General features: G+C 43.0%; 16 protein-coding genes. 15 read left to right on the top strand and 1 reads right to left on the bottom strand.

Annotation, left to right across the window (positions count from 1 at the left end; all coding sequences use genetic code 11):
- The first annotated feature begins 80 nt into the window (after positions 1–80).
- The 10 genes from rimM to ACP8HI_RS05500 all read left to right on the top strand — a co-directional run bounded on the left by rimM (position 81) and on the right by ACP8HI_RS05500 (position 9,321).
- Positions 81–605 carry a ribosome maturation factor RimM gene (gene rimM / locus ACP8HI_RS05455; protein ID WP_438350114.1) on the top strand — a complete coding sequence of 175 codons (525 nt, stop codon included), beginning with the start codon at positions 81–83 and terminating at the stop codon, positions 603–605.
- A 2-nt stretch (positions 606–607) separates the two neighbouring features.
- Entirely contained in the window at positions 608–1,342 is a 735-nt protein-coding gene (trmD, locus tag ACP8HI_RS05460) for a tRNA (guanosine(37)-N1)-methyltransferase TrmD (RefSeq protein ID WP_438350115.1), read from the top strand.
- Between the two features lie 217 nt (positions 1,343–1,559).
- Positions 1,560–2,915: a dipeptidase gene (locus tag ACP8HI_RS05465; RefSeq protein WP_438350116.1), complete on the top strand. Its 1,356-nt coding sequence runs from the start codon at positions 1,560–1,562 to the stop codon at positions 2,913–2,915.
- A gap of 193 nt (positions 2,916–3,108) precedes the next feature.
- Positions 3,109–3,453 (top strand): 50S ribosomal protein L19, encoded by a 345-nt coding sequence (gene rplS / locus ACP8HI_RS05470; protein ID WP_438350117.1) that lies wholly within the window; start codon positions 3,109–3,111, stop codon positions 3,451–3,453.
- Positions 3,454–3,777: 324 nt separating this feature from the next.
- Positions 3,778–4,317, top strand: coding sequence for a signal peptidase I (lepB, locus tag ACP8HI_RS05475; protein ID WP_438351714.1), 540 nt, complete (start codon positions 3,778–3,780; stop codon positions 4,315–4,317).
- Positions 4,318–4,367: 50 nt separating this feature from the next.
- Positions 4,368–5,234 (top strand): ribosome biogenesis GTPase YlqF, encoded by an 867-nt coding sequence (gene ylqF, locus ACP8HI_RS05480; RefSeq protein ID WP_438350118.1) that lies wholly within the window; start codon positions 4,368–4,370, stop codon positions 5,232–5,234.
- Positions 5,235–5,457: 223 nt separating this feature from the next.
- Positions 5,458–6,135, top strand: coding sequence for a ribonuclease HII (locus ACP8HI_RS05485; RefSeq protein WP_438351715.1), 678 nt, complete (start codon positions 5,458–5,460; stop codon positions 6,133–6,135).
- A gap of 374 nt (positions 6,136–6,509) precedes the next feature.
- Positions 6,510–8,630: a hypothetical protein gene (locus ACP8HI_RS05490; RefSeq protein ID WP_438350119.1), complete on the top strand. Its 2,121-nt coding sequence runs from the start codon at positions 6,510–6,512 to the stop codon at positions 8,628–8,630.
- Positions 8,627–8,932, top strand: coding sequence for an EscU/YscU/HrcU family type III secretion system export apparatus switch protein (locus ACP8HI_RS05495; RefSeq protein WP_438350120.1), 306 nt, complete (start codon positions 8,627–8,629; stop codon positions 8,930–8,932). Before ACP8HI_RS05490 ends, ACP8HI_RS05495 begins: the two co-directional genes overlap by 4 nt.
- Positions 8,932–9,321, top strand: coding sequence for a YraN family protein (locus ACP8HI_RS05500; RefSeq protein ID WP_438350121.1), 390 nt, complete (start codon positions 8,932–8,934; stop codon positions 9,319–9,321). The genes ACP8HI_RS05495 and ACP8HI_RS05500 overlap by 1 nt, the downstream gene beginning before the upstream one ends.
- 245 nt (positions 9,322–9,566) lie before the next feature.
- Here the strand turns inward: ACP8HI_RS05500 and ACP8HI_RS05505 are convergent, their stop codons facing one another.
- Positions 9,567–11,165 (bottom strand): YifB family Mg chelatase-like AAA ATPase, encoded by a 1,599-nt coding sequence (locus ACP8HI_RS05505; RefSeq protein ID WP_438350122.1) that lies wholly within the window; start codon positions 11,163–11,165, stop codon positions 9,567–9,569.
- 860 nt (positions 11,166–12,025) lie between these two features.
- Between ACP8HI_RS05505 and sucC the strand changes: the two genes are divergently transcribed.
- From sucC to trmFO, 5 genes are all read left to right on the top strand, one after another.
- The gene (gene sucC, locus ACP8HI_RS05510; RefSeq protein ID WP_438350123.1) at positions 12,026–13,186 is read left to right on the top strand and encodes an ADP-forming succinate--CoA ligase subunit beta; all 1,161 of its coding nucleotides are present in this window, start codon (positions 12,026–12,028) and stop codon (positions 13,184–13,186) included.
- Between the two features lie 34 nt (positions 13,187–13,220).
- Positions 13,221–14,150 carry a succinate--CoA ligase subunit alpha gene (gene sucD / locus ACP8HI_RS05515; RefSeq protein WP_438350124.1) on the top strand — a complete coding sequence of 310 codons (930 nt, stop codon included), beginning with the start codon at positions 13,221–13,223 and terminating at the stop codon, positions 14,148–14,150.
- A gap of 138 nt (positions 14,151–14,288) precedes the next feature.
- Positions 14,289–15,416 carry a DNA-processing protein DprA gene (gene dprA, locus ACP8HI_RS05520; RefSeq protein WP_438350125.1) on the top strand — a complete coding sequence of 376 codons (1,128 nt, stop codon included), beginning with the start codon at positions 14,289–14,291 and terminating at the stop codon, positions 15,414–15,416.
- A gap of 51 nt (positions 15,417–15,467) precedes the next feature.
- Positions 15,468–17,570, top strand: coding sequence for a type I DNA topoisomerase (gene topA / locus ACP8HI_RS05525; RefSeq protein WP_438350126.1), 2,103 nt, complete (start codon positions 15,468–15,470; stop codon positions 17,568–17,570).
- Between the two features lie 22 nt (positions 17,571–17,592).
- A complete protein-coding gene (trmFO, locus tag ACP8HI_RS05530; RefSeq protein WP_438350127.1) occupies positions 17,593–18,918 on the top strand; it encodes an FADH(2)-oxidizing methylenetetrahydrofolate--tRNA-(uracil(54)-C(5))-methyltransferase TrmFO in 1,326 nt (441 codons plus the stop codon).

Here is an 18,918-nt window from a genome sequence, read left to right on the forward strand (position 1 = left end):
TTCGTACATGCTAAAAGACATAAGAGTGACAGATGGTGTCGTATTCTGCGCTAAGAGCGCTTTGTTTGTAGGAGGAGAATATGTCTGAACAATTATTAACAGTTGGTAAATTGGTGAACACACATGGTATTAAAGGTGAGATTAAAGTATTAGCGATTACAGATTTTCCGGAAGAGCGTTTCGCCTCAGGGAAACGTTTATTTTTGATTCCAGGAGACGGCACGCCATCGTTCTGGATTACAATAATATCTACACGCTTCCATAAGAATACGTATATTTTGAAAATAGAAGGATTTACGAATATCAATGAAGTAGAGAAATACAAGGGAAGTATGCTCAAAGTATCTCAGGATGATCTTATTGAATTGCCGGATAACGAGTATTACTATCACGATATTATTGGATGTAGTGTATTTACGGATGAGAATGAAGATAAGCCACTAGGCGTTATTACTGAAATTATTAAGCCAGGCGCGAATGATGTGTGGGTAGTTAAACCTACCTCGGGCGCAGATATTTTAATTCCAGTCATTGATGACGTCGTATTAGATGTGGATGTGAATAGCAAGAAGGTTAAGATTCACCTCATGGAAGGATTGTTATAAATATGAAGGTAGATGTGCTTACCCTATTTCCTGAGATGTTCAAGGGCGTGTTTGAGAGCAGTATCTTAGGGAAAGCGAACGCGAAAGGGATTGTGTCTTTAAACGCGATTAATTTCAGAGACTTCGCTTTTAATAAACATCATACCGTCGATGATACGCCTTATGGTGGAGGTGGGGGGATGGTGCTTAAGCCTGAACCTATTTTTGCTGCGGTGGAGCATGTGTTGACTTCTATTACTAACCCTCCACGCGTGATCTTGATGTGCCCGCAAGGAGAAACGTTCACCCAAAAGAAAGCAGAAGAGTTATCTCAAGAGGAGCACCTCATCTTTATATGCGGACATTATGAAGGATATGATGAACGAATTCGTGAACATCTGGTCACAGATGAGCTGTCCGTAGGAGACTACGTACTAACTGGTGGAGAAATACCAGCTATGACTGTCATCGATGCTGTTGTAAGGTTATTGCCAGGTGTACTAGGAAATGAGATGTCAGCAGTGACAGACTCATTCAGCACAGGGCTACTTGAGTATCCGCATTATACACGACCTGCAGAATTTCGTGGTTGGAAAGTGCCTGAAATGTTGCTGAGTGGGCATCATGCTAATATAGAGGTTTGGCGCAGACAACAAGCATTGAAACGTACCTTCACAAGACGACCTGATCTTCTAGACAAGCTGGCACTCACGGATCAGGATATGAAATATATTCAGGAGCTTCAGAATAACCTCTAATAGAGGTTGTTCAAAAAGTCATCTTTTGATCACGAAGCATATCAAGAGGGCTACTCGACATCGAAGATTGAATTCAGCCAGTCCTTCCGGTGCTCACGTAGGTATTGCCTACGCTCCGCTCCTCACTCCCTTGCTTCATCCAATCTTCTCGGTGCTGAAAAGTCGACTTTTTGAACACATACTATATGGATATACAGAATGAAAGGGGAGGAACAAAATGGATTATAAAATCTACTTTGAAAACCTGAAAGAGCAACATTTAACTGAATTAAAAGAATGGTTATCCATTCCGAGTATATCTGCCTTATCTGAACATAAACCAGATGTATTGCGCGCAGCCGATTGGCTCGCAGATTCGCTATCCCAAGCTGGTCTTGAGAATGTGAAGATTCACCAAACGAAAGGTCATCCCATTGTATATGCCGATCATTTACATGCGCCAGGTAGACCAACAGTGCTCGTATATGGGCATTATGATGTACAACCTGTTGATCCACTTCATTTGTGGGAGACACCTCCGTTTGAACCGACGATCCGAGAAGATAAGATTTATGCTCGTGGAGCAACGGATGATAAAGGTCAGGTTTTCCTACATATTAAGGCCGTTGAAGCGATGCTTAAACAAGAAAAGGGTCTTCCCGTTAATATTAAGTTCTGTATCGAAGGTGAGGAAGAAGTGTCTAGTCCGAATTTACCTTCTTTTCTAGAATTACATCGCGAGGAATTGGCAGCAGATGTCGTGCTAATCTCAGATACGTCGCTTCTTGAAAAAGGTAAACCGGCGATTTGTGTAGGGCTACGTGGATTATGCTCATTAGATGTTCAAGTTACGACAGCAAATACGGATCTACATTCCGGCTCCTTTGGCGGAGGGGTACCAAATGCACTACATGCGATCGTTTCTCTACTGTCTACACTTCATGATGATCAAGGTCGTGTAAATGTAGAAGGATTCTATGAGGATGTACCTGCGCTCACACCTGCAATGAAAGCTGAATTTGTGAAACAAGATATTGACGAGAATAAATTACAACATAGTCTTGGACTTGAAGCGCTCTATGGAGAGGAAGGCTACTCCTTTGTAGAAAGAACAGGAGCTCGTCCAACATTGGAGCTTAACGGGGTCTATGGTGGCTTCCAAGGGGAAGGATCGAAGACCGTTATTCCGAAAGAAGCTCATGCTAAGATTACATGTCGTCTTGTAGGATATCAGAATCCACAAGATATTCTAGACAAAATTGAACGTCATATTCATGCCCATGTTCCCGTGGGCGCTAAGGTTACGGTTATTCAACGTGAAAAGGGAAATCCGTTCACGATTGATCCATCGACACCGATGTTGCAGAAGGCAGCAGATGCATTTAATGATGTCTATGGGGTTCGCCCAGTGTTCACTAAGGACGGGGGCTCTATCCCGATCGTCGAAACTTTTGGACGGTTATTATCCGTTCCGGTTGTATTGATGGGCTTTGGGCTTCCAGATGAGAATCTTCATGCACCAAATGAACATTTTAATTTGGATAACTTTGATAAGGGACTTCTAACGATTGTTGAATTTCTAAAACAGGTATAAAACTGCAAGTTCAAAAGCTAGCTATTTAAACTGCCTCTTAAAAGGAATGCAAAAAATCTTGCAAGGTGATAGAAACCTATGCTATAATAAGTGCTGTTGTGTATGACTACGGTGGTCCTCTGTCAATAATGAAGGAGAATAATAATTCTCCAGAAGAAGCAAGAACACCTGTATGGAAGGAGGGAATTCTAAAATGAATATCCTACAAGAAATTACTCAAGAACAACTTCGCACAGATTTGCCAAACTTTCGCCCTGGAGATACTTTGAAAGTACATGTAAAAGTTATCGAGGGAGCACGTGAGCGTGTCCAATTGTTCGAAGGCGTTGTAATTCAACGTCGTGGTGGTGGAATCGGAGAAACTTTTACAGTACGTAAAATTTCTTACGGTGTTGGTGTGGAAAGAACATTCCCACTTAACTCGCCTAAACTCGAGAAAATTGAAGTGGCTCGTCGTGGTAAAGTTCGTCGTGCTAAACTCTTTTATCTTCGTGAACTACGCGGTAAAGCTGCAAGAATTAAAGAAAAGCGCCGTTAATAAACGGACAACGTTAAGGGGCTTGATTTCAAGTCCCTTTCGTTTTAGGATAAATAGGGCATACGGATGATGGATGCCTACATTTACAATGTTAGAAAGTAAAAGAATGGTACTAAGGTTACTACTTGTCAGGCTTTAAAGCTCCGCTAAGGAGCTTTTCTTTTTCGGAAATACAACGAAATTTCCTCAACCCAATTGTATTTCATCAAATTAGGTACAAGAGAGGGTCGGTGGATGATGCAGCAGGACTTGGAAATTCAGCAGGATTCAACTGAATTTAATAAGCGTGGTGATAAATCATCGAAACAAGGCAATAAAGAAGTAATGGAGTGGCTTAAGGCTATTGTTATTGCTGTGATTCTCGTGTTTCTTATTCGCTGGCTTCTTTTCAAACCATTTATTGTAGATGGACCTTCGATGAAGCCTAATTTCCACACTGGGGAACGTTTAATTGTAAATGAGATTCTGTATGATATTCGCGCACCGAAGAAGAGCGAGGTCATTGTTTTTCATGTTCCTTCTGAAGGAAGAGACTTTATTAAGCGAGTTATTGCTGTTGCTGGAGATACAGTTAAGGTGGAAGGGGATACCGTTTATGTTAATGGGGAACCTATTGACGAACCTTACATACAAGCTGAAATTGATAGTAGACATGAACAGAACCTGAATTATAATAATAAAGATTTCCCGAACGCTAACTTTTCAGATGGTAAAGTGCCTGAAGGCCATATATTTGTCATGGGAGATAATCGTTCGGACAGTACGGATAGTCGGATGATTGGCTATGTTCCACTTGGTGACATTATAGGTCGTGCAGATCTAATCTTTTGGCCAGTGAAAGATATAGAATGGATCAACCATTAAACCCATGAAATTGATGGAATAGTTGTAGTAAAGAAGATGAGGTGATGACGGTGTCGATTCAGTGGTTCCCAGGTCATATGACCAGAGCTCGCCGCCAAATTCAAGACAAACTAAAGTTGATAGATGCCGTTATTGAGTTGGTAGATGCACGTCTTCCGCTCTCTAGTCGCAATCCTATGATTGATGAGATTCTTCAGGGAAAACCGAGACTCATTATTTTGAATAAAGCGGATTTAGCAGATGCTGAAGTAACAAGAGAGTGGTTAGACTTCTTTAAAAAACAGGGGCATGTGGCTTTTCCAGTCGATGCATCCACAGGTACGGGGATAAAAGAAATTCCTACACAGCTCAAAATATTGTTGAAGGCCAAAATTGATAAGCAGATCTCCAAAGGAATTAATCCGCGAGCGATTCGTGCGTTGATTGTGGGGATTCCGAATGTTGGGAAGTCGACATTGATCAATCGTCTTGCTGGACGAAGTATCGCATTAACGGGCGATCGTCCTGGGGTAACGAAAGGCCAACAATGGATTAAAGTAGGCAACGAGATGGAATTATTGGACACACCAGGGATTCTATGGCCTAAGTTTGAAGATATGAATGTGGGTTATCGTCTAGCAGTTACTGGAGCCATTAAAGAGGAAACTCTCAATGTTGAGGATGTTGCATTTTTTGGTCTGAAATATATTACTAAATACTATTGGGCTCCTTTTAAAGAGCGCTTTGAGCTAGAAAGTGTGCAGCCAACAGATTTCGATGGTCCTGATGAAATTGTCGCGATCATGGAAGAAATCGGCCGTAAACGTGGCTGTATTGTCAGTGGCGGACGGGTCGATCTAGAGAAATCCTGCCGAATTATACTTCGAGAACTTCGTGCTGGTAAATTAGGGCGAATCTCGATGGAAGCACCTTATTAAAATAGGAAGTAAGAAGTTTGAAGCTACCGATCTCTTGGTGGCTTTTTGTTGTATAAGGCGATAAGACACACCCATTTGCGATCTCAAACTCCCTATGAAATCCATCGAAATATGAAGACAGAAGTGGAAAGGCAGTGGGGGTAGCGGTCGTATTGATATTAATGATGTGAAGTTATAAATAGACATGGTAAGCTAGATTGATAGCTTGTCTAATAAGATCGTGATATATACCTATAGATGGAGGAATACTGTGAATAAGATAAGTAACGAAGAGGGAAATAGCATAGATATGCTTAAATATGAGACATGCTACTGGGAGCAATCCTATCAACATATTGCAGGGATAGATGAAGTTGGGCGAGGTTGTCTATTTGGAGATGTGGTCGCAGCGGCGGTCATCCTTCCTCAAGGGCTTCAAATGGATGGTGTGAATGATTCTAAGAAATTAAGCGCTAAGAAGCGTGACGTTCTATATGATATCATTATGGAGAAGGCTTTGGCTGTTAGTGTGGGATATGTGGATGCTATAACTATTGATAACATTAATATAAAACAGGCTTCACGCCTTGCTATGAAAAGGGCGTTGGAAGGATTGTCATTGCAGCCTGATTTTCTACTTGTGGACGCAGAAAAGGTAGATTCAGAAATTCCTCAACTTGCTATTGTTAAAGGTGATGCCAATAGTCTATCTATCGCCGCGGCATCGATTATAGCGAAGGTGACACGCGACCGTCTCTGTGAAGGAGCATGGGATGACAAGTATCCTGAATATGGAATAGCGATTCATAAGGGATATGCAACGAAGTTACACAGAGGACAAATTACAGAATTGGGTGCTACATCGATGCATCGACGGAGCTTCTTGAGAAATATTGAAGTAGAGCAGCAAATGTTATTCTGAACAGTTGGAGTTCAAAAAGTCAGGTTTTCAGTACTAAAGTATATGCTTACGATGCTGCGTTTTTTTAAAACGCTTCAGAAGATTGGATGAAGGTAGGGAGTGAGGAGCGGAGCTACACGTTTTCGTAGAAAACGACTTCGGAAGCCTACGCTTGCAGTACCTACGTGAGCACCTGAAATGTTTCCGAAGGAAACATACCTCGAAAGCATATGCTAGGACAGGCTGAATTCAATATTCGATGTCGAATAATCTTCTTGGTATCCTTCGTAATCAAAAGATGACTTTTTGAATAACCTCTGAACAGAAAATGTTAAGGTAAGCGGGATTGGCACCGATATAGATAGAAAGAGCGATTTGAAAACGGAGGAACCCATGTGAATATCGGATCATTAATCCGCGGACTGCTTGGTGAACAAAAAGCAGGGGATATCAAACAATTAGATGTAAAGACAGGACAGGTTGTTCGTGGTGTAGTTCTTAGTGTCTCTGACGATGGGAAGGAAGCTGAAATCCAAATACAGGGTGTTAAGGTGCATGCAAAGCTCGAAACACCGTTACAGCAGGGACAAGCGACCTTATTGCAAGTACAAGCACCTGAAGAGGGAGGTTTGATGGTTCTAAAACCACTTACTGAATCTCCCTATACATCTATCTCACCAAATTCTGTGGGAGATGTATTGAAATCGGTTGGTTTAGCGGATACCAAAGCTAATCGTGAAATGATTCAAACACTTCAGGCGAGTGGTGTGCCTTTGACGAAAGAGAATGCAGCCTTGTTTAAGGCTGTTCTTATGGATAAGCCAGTAGGTGTCCCGGCGGAGCAATGGCTTCAGTCGGCTGCAATTGCCTTTCAACGTGGTCTACCTATGACAGCTGAGAGTGTGAGAGGCTTACAACAAGCTGTTTTTGGACCGCCACTACATCAGTTGTTGTCTGGTCTTACTGAACAGCTCAGCCTCTTAGCTATGAATGCAGGGGGGGCAGTACCTGCGAAAGGTATGACAGGATCGCAAATAGCGGCAGGATTACAAGGGGGACAAGACTTAACTGGCGGATCAGGAACGACAGCGATACAAGCTGGTCAAGATACCTCTGGGAAGACTGGGGCGATAGTGGGATCCCAATTGGCGCAAGGTTCTGCAGGAGCGCAAACGACGACAGGAATAACGGTTGAAAATGGTGGTAAAGGAGCTGTAACGCTGGGAGCAACTACGGCTCCTATCGTCGCCACAGTTGCTTCATCCCTGCAGCCGCTTCTGGCGAAGTTGCAGGACGTGCTACAGCAGCTGCGCGGCACGCAGCTGCCTGTGAACCCGCCGTCGCAGAGCGCGACGGCAACAGGGCAACCCGCCACGCCTACGCCAAGTGGCGGGAATCCCACCGGCTTAGCGTCGCAGCCGGTGCCCCCACAAGCCGGCGGTGCAACGCCGCCGGCAAGTGCAAGTGCAACTGCTGCTGCACCCGTAGGGAGCGCAGGAGTAGTTGTAGTGCCGCCAGCAACGCAAGTGGCGGCATCTTTGGGCGAAGTGCCCGCAGGGGCTTCGCTACGCCCTGCCCCCACCCACGGCGAAGCACCGTGGGTGGGGCAGATGTTGAAGCTGCTCGGTGCGGAGCATGAGCAGCATGCCGTGCGCGGCGGTGCCACGCCGCAAGCAGCGCAGGCGCAAGCTGCGGCGGGGAACGCGCAGCAAAGTAGCGCAGCCACCGCGTTGCCGGTGCTACAGCAGCCTTCAGCTGCAAACGGTGGCGCGCCAGCTCAGTCTAGTGCTGCAGCGCAAACAGCTAATCCTCCAACTGCAGCGCAGGCTCAGGCAGCGCAAGCAACTAATATTCCGGCTGTAGCGCAGCCGCAAGCAACAATAAATGGACCGGAAGGAATGCTCCGTTCGGCGATGTCCTCACCCGCATTGGTCGGGAATATCGCGAGCCCGGAAGCGTTAGGCATGAATCATGACTCTTTAAAAGGTATTCTACTTCAAATGTTGGATATAAGTGATCTTCCGCCAGCATTGAAAGAGGTTGCTCAACAGCTAGTCCAGCATATGACAGGGCAACAGTTATTATTGAATACAGATCGCACGGCCCCTTTTGCACAAGTAACGATGTTTATTCCCTTGAATGGACAGGATGGTGAAGAGACGGCTTCTGTGCACATACAATCTCGTCGTGGTAAAAAAGGTGAGCTAGACGCATCGAACTGCCATCTGTGGTTTGATTTAGATATGAAGCATCTCGGAACGACACTTATAGATGTACAGGTGGTCGACAAAATTGTCAGCCTCAAAGTTCACAATGACCATGAATGGATGACTTCTCTTATTGAAGATCGACGTGACGAAATATCCGAAGCGATACACTCCATCGGATATCAGTTATTAAGTCTCAAAACAGAGCCACTACCTATACCAACCGTCGCAGACGTGGACAACAAACAAGGTAGCGTGACGTCTGAGTACACACCTCCATCATATAAAGGGGTGGATATGCGGATATGAGTGAAATGTCTAAGGAGGAGCTTGCTCTCTCGAAGAAAAAGGCCGTTGCGCTTAAATATATGCCAGGCGATTCTGACGCTCCAGTTGTTGTAGCTAAAGGGAGCGGTAGACTGGCAGAGACTATTCTAGAGCGAGCCAAAGAACATGGCGTTCCTGTCCAAGAAGACGCAGCATTAGTAGAAGTTCTATCTCAATTGGATCTTGATCAACAGATTCCTACAGAACTCTATCAGCTTGTGGCTGAAGTGCTCTCATATATTTATCGTACAGATAGTCTAGCCAAGGAAAGAAGGCTTCCTTGATGGATATAGAGGGTGGTAAGAAGGATACACGTAAACAAAAGGGAGTCGTTGCGGAGGAGCATGCTGCCATTTACTTAGCTCAGCATGGATATGAAATCATCGATCGTAATTGGCGATGCCGCAGTGGAGAGATAGACATTGTGGCCCGTACGGATGAATGCTTAGTCTTTGTTGAAGTGCGAAGCCGTAGTGGAAGCCCAAGATATGGAACACCTGCTGAGTCAGTAAATGTACGTAAGATGAATCAGGTGCGCAAAACGGCTGAAGTTTATTTATTGTATAAACAGATAGATATCGCATCCATAATGATGCGTTTTGACGTTGTTGCGGTAATCCTGAATGCTGACTTGACTGTATCTAGCTTGGAACATATCACAGATGCATTTTAGCTCTCATATCAGTACATATAAATTTCAAGCACAGGGCTTATTACTATTCTTTTCTTGATATCGCGAAACATAAAAGTGAAAGTTTTATTCTAAGAAATAAGTAAAGTTTGAAGTTAAACTAATGAAAAATTAGTTGAAGAAGGAACAAAAAAACACCTTTACTTGGGTGTTTTTTTGTTTGTCTGTATATCAATATTAAACATTAACGGAGCCTATTAAATAAAGAAGCTATTAGTAAGTTGAGTTCACAACATATCACTCTGTTGCCTATCCAAATTTCGATACTGAATCGCTTCTGCGACGTGAGAAGCTCCAATAGTACTATCACCTTCAAGATCAGCAATGGTTCTTGCTAATTTCAATATTCTGTCATAGGCTCGCATGCTGAGTCCAAGCGCCTCGATTGTCTCTTGTAGCATCGTGGCCGTTGCTGGGGAAAGAGTAGTAAAGTTGCGAAGATATCTTCCAGATAGCTCACTATTCCAAGAGAAGGGCAAATGCTTGTAACGCTGTAACTGTATCCGATGAGCCTTCATCACTTGCTCTTTCATTTTCTGTGAAGACAAGCTCTTGGTTTCTTTGGTCCACTCTTTAGGTCTGGGAACATCGACTTGTAGGTCGATCCTATCCAGTAAAGGCCCTGATATTTTTGCGCGATATTGGGCAATACGAGCACTACTACATGTACAACGTTGCTCAGGGTGATCACTTCCAAGATAACCGCAGTGACATGGATTCATCGAAGCTGCTAGCATGAAATGTGCTGGAAAAGTATGAACAGCTCTTGCACGACTAATCGTTACAGCGCGGTCTTCTAAAGGCTGCCTTAATACTTCTAAGACGTTACGGGAGAATTCAGGGAGCTCGTCAAGAAATAATATCCCGCGGTGAGCTAGACTAACTTCTCCTGGCTTTGGGATCGTTCCCCCACCAATGAGTCCTCCTGCAGAAATAGTATGGTGTGGTGAGCGGAAGGGACGCCGTTTCAATAATCCTGTTGAAGGTTCTTTTAGCTTGCCGGCTGCACTGAAAATTTTGGTCGTCTCAAGAGCTTCTTGTTCTGTTAAAGCAGGCAGAATCGTAGGTAAACGTTTGATCAACATCGTTTTGCCGGTACCAGGAGGACCAATCAACAGAATGTTATGCATGCCAGCGGCTGCAATAGTCAGTGCTCGTTTCACATGTTGTTGACCCAACACATCACTATAATCTTCATGACCGGCAGTATCCCCCTCAGAATCTGAGGATATCGGCGCAAGGGGAGGAGAATAGAGAAGAAAGTCCAACGAATGAAGGATGACAGGAGGATCGGTTTCTTTCCTCCCAGTCTTAGGTTGAATGGCATTAGGATATAGTAGTTCATTTAAGTGTCCTAATCTAAAGATTTGGATATCTGTAATCAAAGCTGCCTCAGCAGCATTCTCCAGTGGTAATAGAACAGCATTAAACCCTTCATGCCTCGCACGATCTACCATTGATAGAACGCCGGACACAGGTCTTAATGATCCGTCCAATGCAAGCTCTCCAATCATAAGTAACCGGAGTTCAGAAGGAAGAATAATCTGACGACTAGTAACTAGAATAGTTAATGCAATGGCCAGATCGAATGCTGAGCCTTCTTTTCGCAGGTCTGCTGGAGCTAGATTAATAGTAACTCTTTGCATAGGAAATCGGAATCCACAGTTCTTGATGGACGCACGAACTCGCTCGACAGCTTCTCGAATAGCTGAGTCTGGAAGACCAATAATGGCAGTTTGCGGTAGTCCATTGGAGATATCAACTTCAACTTGAATGATCACACCATCAATTCCATATAAACAAGCACTATGCATTTTTCCGTACATAACCCAAAAACACCTCTCTTCTATTAATGGATACGTTGTAGACTGTATACCGCATTAGAAAAAAGGTGCTTCCTTTTATAAATACATGAAATTATAAGTTTCATTCGATACTCTATTTCTTATATCTGGGCAGAGACGGCAAAGCCAATTCTGCTTGAGTGAATAGTTACTTTAATCTTAGAATGAATAGAAGTTATTGTCAATATTAAGAAGGGATGAACACTGAAATCAGCGCTTAACTATTTCGATAAGATCCGATAACGGTTGTACTCAACTAAACCTTATACTGATCTTGATCAGTTGTGAAGTAAACTAAGAACCACCTTACTATCGTTCTATAGAGCCAACACCAACCACCGTATGGTAAAAATCCTGCACTTTCGCAGGAATATGACACTTATCTGAATAAGTAGGTAGGACGAATGTCTGCTTCTGATTTTGCGATCTTAATCTCCTAATCAGAGTGCAACAGCGATCGTAAGGACAATTCGTCATCGCAGCGGTTTCCTACACAAGCTTTTGTCAAGCACTAGTTTTGGTTTTGAGCCTTAAGAAGGAGTTAAGCTCATATATTGAAGACTAATCTCCTATATTTTTCTAACCATTCGCAATAAGGGATTAAACCGATATCAAAAGAGTGTCTATTGGAAATGGCTATATTAAGGAAAGCGTTTTAAAAACATGGTACAATGAGTTTGGTGTATAAATATTACCAATAAAATATAAGAAGTAATCATGTAAGAGAATACTTATCTTATATTTCTTGTAGAAATGTATACGCTCTTTTTAATGAAGAAAGCGTATCATTTATACTCGGGAGTCTCGACTTTTTTCAGCAATGTTGATAGGAGGATTTGTTAATGAATATCCATGAATATCAAGGAAAGCAAGTGTTGAAACAGTATGGCATTTCCGTTCCAAATGGAAAAGTGGCCTACTCAGTGGAAGAAGCTGTAGAAGCTGCTATATCTTTGGGTAGCCCAGTAGTGGTTGTTAAGGCACAAATTCATGCTGGAGGTCGAGGGAAAGCTGGCGGTGTTAAAGTAGCCAAGAACCTGGATGAAGTACGTACTTATGCAGAGGAAATTCTCGGGAAGGTATTAGTTACTCATCAAACAGGACCAGTTGGTAAAGAGGTTAAACGACTCCTAATTGAAGAAGGCTGTGATATTCGCAAAGAATATTACGTCGGTGTTGTTGTAGATAGTGCAACAGGACGAGTTATCATGATGGCATCTGAGGAGGGCGGCACTGAAATTGAAGAAGTAGCTGCGAACACTCCTGAGAAGATTTTTAAAGAATTAATTGATCCTGCTATTGGGCTGCAAATGTTCCAAGCCCGCAAATTAGCATACGCTATTAACATTCCAAATGAGCTAGTGAATAAAACCGCTAAATTTATGACGGCGTTATACAGCGCCTTTGTAGATAAGGACTGTTCCACAGCTGAAATAAACCCATTGGTAGTTACAGGCGATGGTGATATTATCGCTTTGGACGCGAAGCTGAATTTCGATCCAAATGCATTATATCGCCATAAAGACATTCAGGAACTTCGTGATTTAGATGAAGAAGATATGAAGGAAATCGAAGCCTCCAAATACGACCTTAGCTATATTGCTTTGGATGGTAATATCGGTTGTATGGTTAATGGTGCTGGTCTAGCCATGGCAACGATGGATATCATTAAGTATTATGGTGGGGACCCGGCTAACTTCCTCGATGTTGGGGGCGGTGCAACGACAGAAAAGGTAACAGAAGCATTCAAAATTATTATATCCGATGAAAAAGTTAAAGGGATATTTATTAATATTTTTGGTGGTATTATGCGTTGTGATGTCATTGCTAATGGTGTCGTCGAAGCTGCGAAACAGCTTGGCTTAACACGTCCACTCGTTGTTCGATTAGAAGGAACCAATGTTGATCTTGGAAAGAAAATTTTAGCAGAGTCGGGACTTAATATCGTTACTGCAGATTCAATGGCAGATGGCGCACAAAAGATTGTCGCGCTCGTACAATAACCACTTTTAAATCGATAGGGGATGTGAAGTAATCGTGAGCATTTTAGTCGATAAACATACCAAAGTTATTACCCAAGGTATTACGGGTGCAACAGGTCTATTCCATACCAAAGGCGCGTTGGATTATGGTACCCAAATGGTGGGTGGAGTAACTCCAGGTAAGGGTGGTACGAATGTAGATATTACATTGGAGAATGGAGAGACTGTTAGCTTACCGGTATTTAATACCGTGATTGAGGCGCAACAAGCAACGGGAGCGACAGCAAGCGTGATTTATGTTCCCCCAGCTTTTGCAGCAGATTCGATCCTTGAAGCGATAGATGCGGAATTAGAACTCGTGATCTGTATTACAGAAGGTATTCCAGTGCTAGATATGGTCAAAGTCTCTCGCTATTTAGAAGGTAAGAAGACGGTATTGATTGGACCTAACTGTCCGGGTGTCATTACACCTGGTGAATGCAAAATCGGTATCATGCCAGGTTATATTCATCTTCCAGGACATGTAGGTGTCGTTTCAAGAAGTGGAACATTGACTTATGAAGCGGTTCATCAACTTACGACTCGTGGTATTGGTCAATCCTCTGCAGTAGGAATCGGTGGAGATCCCGTGAAGGGATCTGAATTCATTGATATTTTGAACCTATTTAATGAGGATCCTAATACGTACGCTGTCATCATGATTGGTGAAATTGGTGGATCGGCAGAAGAAGAAGCTGCAGAGTGGATCCGTGAGCATATGACGAAACCTGTAGTTGGCTTTATTGGTGGTGTAACTGCACCTCCAGGCAAACGTATGGGACACGCAGGTGCGATCATCTCTGGTGGTAAGGGGACGGCTGCGGAGAAGATTTCTAAGCTTGAAGAATGTGGTATCAAGGTTGCTCCTACCCCATCAGAAATGGGCTCTACTTTAGTAAGTGTCTTAGAAGAACAAGGTATTCTAGATAAGTGCATGACACAGTAATATAGATTCATGTATAATAGCTCCACAAGGTAAGCAACCTTTTATTCCCTTTTGAGGAATAGAAGGTTGCTTTTTTTGCGTACTAATCATTTGTGATTCGGTTAAAGAGTATTCTAACCTATTTTTGAGGAGGCAATTATGAGAACTGAGGAAGAAAGAATGATGCTTATAGCGTTACACGAATTGGATGGTATTGGGTGGAAGAGCATTGAACGATTGTTGAAAAATGGTGATTTCTCGGTTCAAATGTTGGATTATAGTAACTTAGATTGGGAGAAAGCTGGATTAACGCGAGATAAAGCCCAAACCGTTACTAGACAATTGTCGAAAGAACGGATTGAACAACGTAGGGTACAGCTTGTAGAACGAGGAATTGAAGTTTTAACGATATTTGATGAGCAGTATCCCTATTTATTAAAAGAAACTCATCAACCCCCTTGGGTGTTATACTGTCTCGGCGAACAGAAGTTACTTCATACGCTTGCTGTATCTATGGTGGGAACGCGTATTCCGACAGCTTATGGACGAAGGGTAGGTTCGGTTTTAGCTGAAGAACTGTGCGTTGCAGGTATAACGGTTATAAGTGGCATGGCTAAAGGAATAGACACTGTATGTCATGAAGCGGCATTGAAATGTGGTGGACAAACCATTGCAGTCATGGGGACGGGAATGGACATTATTTATCCTGCGGAGAATCGGTCATTATTTGAGCAAATTGTTAAGCGTGGATTAATTGTGACAGAATATCCTCTGGGCACCCCGTCGCATCCGGGTCTATTTCCGCAGCGTAATCGAATTATTGCTGGTCTGAGTGTGGGTACGTTAGTTGTTGAGGCGGATGCTCGAAGTGGATCATTAATTACTGCAGATGCTGCAATGGATGCAGGACGTGATGTTTATGCTGTTCCTGGACCGGTAACTTCACCTAAGAGTAAGGGCACTCTCAATTTGATAAAGCAAGGTGCAAAGATGGTCACGTGTGGAAAAGATATACTGGAGGAGTATGAATCTCGTCTGTCCAAAGAAAGAAACGATGACACGGAATTAAGGAGACTTGGCGAAGTGAAAAGTCTTCGTTTAATAAATGAGAATTTGACAACTGATGAGGTTGAACTATACCATATACTCGAGCAGGGTCCATTTACAGTGGATGAATTATTACTGCAAAGCCACTGGGTTTTTGGACATTTGCATTCAGTTCTGTTATCTTTAATCATAAAAAAGCAGATTATCCAATTGCCTGGTGCTATATATAAGATTATATAATGAGGTTATTTGAGAATTTGAAGGTTCGATTGTTTGAAAGGGGATGAACTAATGGCAGCAGATTCACTAGTCATCGTAGAGTCGCCGGCAAAGGCGAAGACGATTGGTAAATATTTAGGAAGCAAATATATTGTGAAAGCATCCATGGGTCACGTAAGAGATTTACCTAAGAGCCAAATTGGCGTTGAGGTTGAGAATAACTTTAATCCCAAATATATTACGATTCGTGGAAAAGGTTCTATATTGAAGGAATTGAAAGATGCTAGAAAAAAAGTGAAATACGTCTATCTTGCAGCCGATCCGGATCGCGAAGGTGAAGCTATTGCTTGGCATTTGGCACAGGCACTTGATGTTGATCTAACAGGAGATTGCCGCGTAGTGTTTAATGAGATTACGAAGCAGGCTGTTAAAGATGCTTTTAAAACGCCGCGTAAAATTAATATGGATCTCGTCAATGCGCAACAAGCTCGGAGAATTCTAGATCGATTAGTAGGTTACAAAATAAGCCCCCTATTATGGAAGAAAGTCAAAAAGGGTTTATCTGCAGGACGTGTTCAATCTGTTGCAGTTAAGATTATTATGGATCGTGAGAATGAGATTGATGCCTTTGTTCCTGAAGAATACTGGAGTATTACTGCACAGTTGGCTAAGGGAGACGCAACTTTTGAAGCGAAATTCCATCGCCTCCATGGGGAGAAGAAGGATCTATCCTGTGCGGCAGATGTGGAGGAAGTATTAAAAGAAATTAAGGGTGCTTCTTATAAGGTCAGTGAGGTTAAGGAGAAAGAGCGTCAGCGTCATCCGTCCGCTCCCTTTACGACTAGTTCATTGCAACAAGAGGCAGCAAGAAAGCTTAATTTTCGCGCAGCGAAGACAATGTCAGTAGCTCAGCAACTCTATGAGGGCGTTGAATTAGGCAAAGAGGGTACAGTTGGTCTTATCACATATATGCGTACAGATTCAACACGTATTGCTGCTTCCGCAGCTGAAGAAATTAAAGAACTTATCGGGAATAAATATGGGGAAGCTTTTGTACCAGAAGCGCCACGTCAATTCTCTAAGAAAGCGGCTAATGCGCAAGATGCTCACGAAGCTGTTCGTCCTACATCTATTCTAAGAGAACCAGAAAGTGTAAAGCCGTTTTTAAGTCGTGATCAATTACGACTTTACAAGCTAGTCTGGGAGCGGGCTATTGCAAGCCAGATGGCATCCGCAATACTGGATACGCTTTCTGTAGATATTACTGTAGGTAAAGCGACATTCCGAGCCGTTGGTTCCAAGGTGCGCTTCCCTGGGTTTATGAAGGTGTACGTAGAAGGTAATGACGATGGGACAACGGATGATGATAAGTTCTTACCAGCGCTTGAACCTGGAGATAAGTTAACTAAGAAAGATGTCGAACCCAAACAACATTTCACGCAACCACCACCACGATATACGGAAGCTCGTCTAGTCAAGACGCTTGAAGAGCTTGGTATAGGGCGTCCGAGTACATATGCGCCTACGTTGGAGACGATTCAAAAGCGTGGTTACATCGCGATGGAAGAAAAGAAATTTATGCCAACTGAGCTCGGTGAACTCATTATCGAGCAAATGGAGCAATTTTTCCCTGAGATTCTGGATGTAGAATTTACCGCTCATATGGAGGATGACCTAGATCACGTAGGTGAAGGGTCGAAAGAATGGGTTAAAGTACTTGCTGATTTCTATGAGTCTTTCGAGAAACGTCTCATCGTAGCTGAAGAAGAAATGAAAGAGATTGAAATTGAAGATGAAGTTTCTGATGAGATCTGCGAGAAGTGCGGGAAGTTTCTAGTATATAAGATAGGTAGATTTGGTAAATTTCTAGCTTGCTCCGGGTTTCCCGATTGTCGAAATACGAAACCTATTATTAAGGATATTGGGGTTAGTTGCCCTAAATGTAAGGAAGGTCATGTCGTAGAAAGACGCAGCAAGAAAGGACGGATTTTCTTCGGGTGTGATAAATATCCAGAGTGTGACTATGTGTCATGGGATCGTCCATCATTGAAGCCGTGTCCTACTTGTGAGTCCTTAATGATTGTGAAACGTAATAAACAAGGGGATAAGCTTCAATGTACAGCATGTGACCATGTTGAATTGGTTGAAGATGATGATGATGATATAACAGAATGATCAATTGCAGGAGGTAGTGAAGTTGACAGAAGCACAAAGAGTAACTGTGATAGGTGCAGGGCTTGCGGGCAGTGAAGCCGCTTGGCAAATAGCTAGCCGTGGTGTATCTGTAAAGTTGTATGAAATGCGGCCTGTGGTAAAGACGCCGGCCCATCACACGAATCAATTCGCTGAATTAGTATGTAGTAACTCTTTACGGGCGAATGGTTTGAGTAACGCTGTAGGTGTCTTGAAAGAGGAAATGAGAATGTTGAATTCACTGATCTTGAGCTCAGCGGATAGAAATGCGGTACCCGCAGGCGGAGCACTGGCTGTAGATCGTGATGGTTTCTCAGGTGAAATAACGAGGACCCTTCATAATCATCCTTTAATAGAAGTTATTAATGAGGAAATTACACATATACCTGAATCAGAGATTGTTGTTATTGCGACAGGTCCACTCACATCTCCTGCATTATCTACTAAGATCCGAGAGTTAATGGGTGAGGAATATTTCTATTTCTATGATGCAGCTGCTCCGATCATAGAGAAAGATTCCATTAATATGGATAAAGTATATTTGGCCTCTCGTTATGATAAAGGAGAAGCGGCATACTTAAATTGTCCTATGAATGAAGAGGAGTTCAATGCATTCTATGATGCTTTGGTAACGGCGGAAGTTGCTGAACTCAAAGAATTCGAGAAAGAAATATATTTTGATGGTTGTATGCCCATTGAAGTGATGATGGCACGCGGTAGACAAACGGCTTTGTTTGGCCCGATGAAGCCTGTCGGATTGGTGAATCCACACACAGGCAGTCTTCCATATGCGGTTGTTCAACTGCGACAGGATAATGCAGCAGGCACCCTATACAATTTGGTTGGATTTCAGACGCACCTTAAATGGGGCGAGCAGAAGCGCGTGTTTGGTATGATCCCTGGGCTTGAGAACTTAGAAATTGTTCGCTACGGTGTCATGCATCGTAATACATTTATAAATTCACCTAGACTACTTCAGCCTACCTATCAACTGAAGAACAATGAGAATCTCTTCTTTGCCGGTCAGATGACAGGAGTGGAGGGTTATGTTGAATCAGCTGCATCGGGTCTTATAGCGGGCATTAACGCCGCGAGAATGGCCCTTGGTGAGGAATGTCTAGTATTCCCACGATTGAGTACACTAGGTAGTATGTCACAGTATATTACGACTGCGGATCCTAATCATTTTCAACCGATGAATGCTAATTTTGGACTTTTGCCTAACCTAGAGAAGAAGTACCGTAACAAGAAAGAGAAGAATGAGGCTTTAGCTGAAAGAGCTCTCGAGAGTATTCGAACTTTCAAGGCAGAGACGAATGTAGTTAATTAG

This window comes from Paenibacillus sp. FA6 (assembly GCF_051550225.1).
Lineage (GTDB): Bacteria > Bacillota > Bacilli > Paenibacillales > Paenibacillaceae > Paenibacillus_AQ.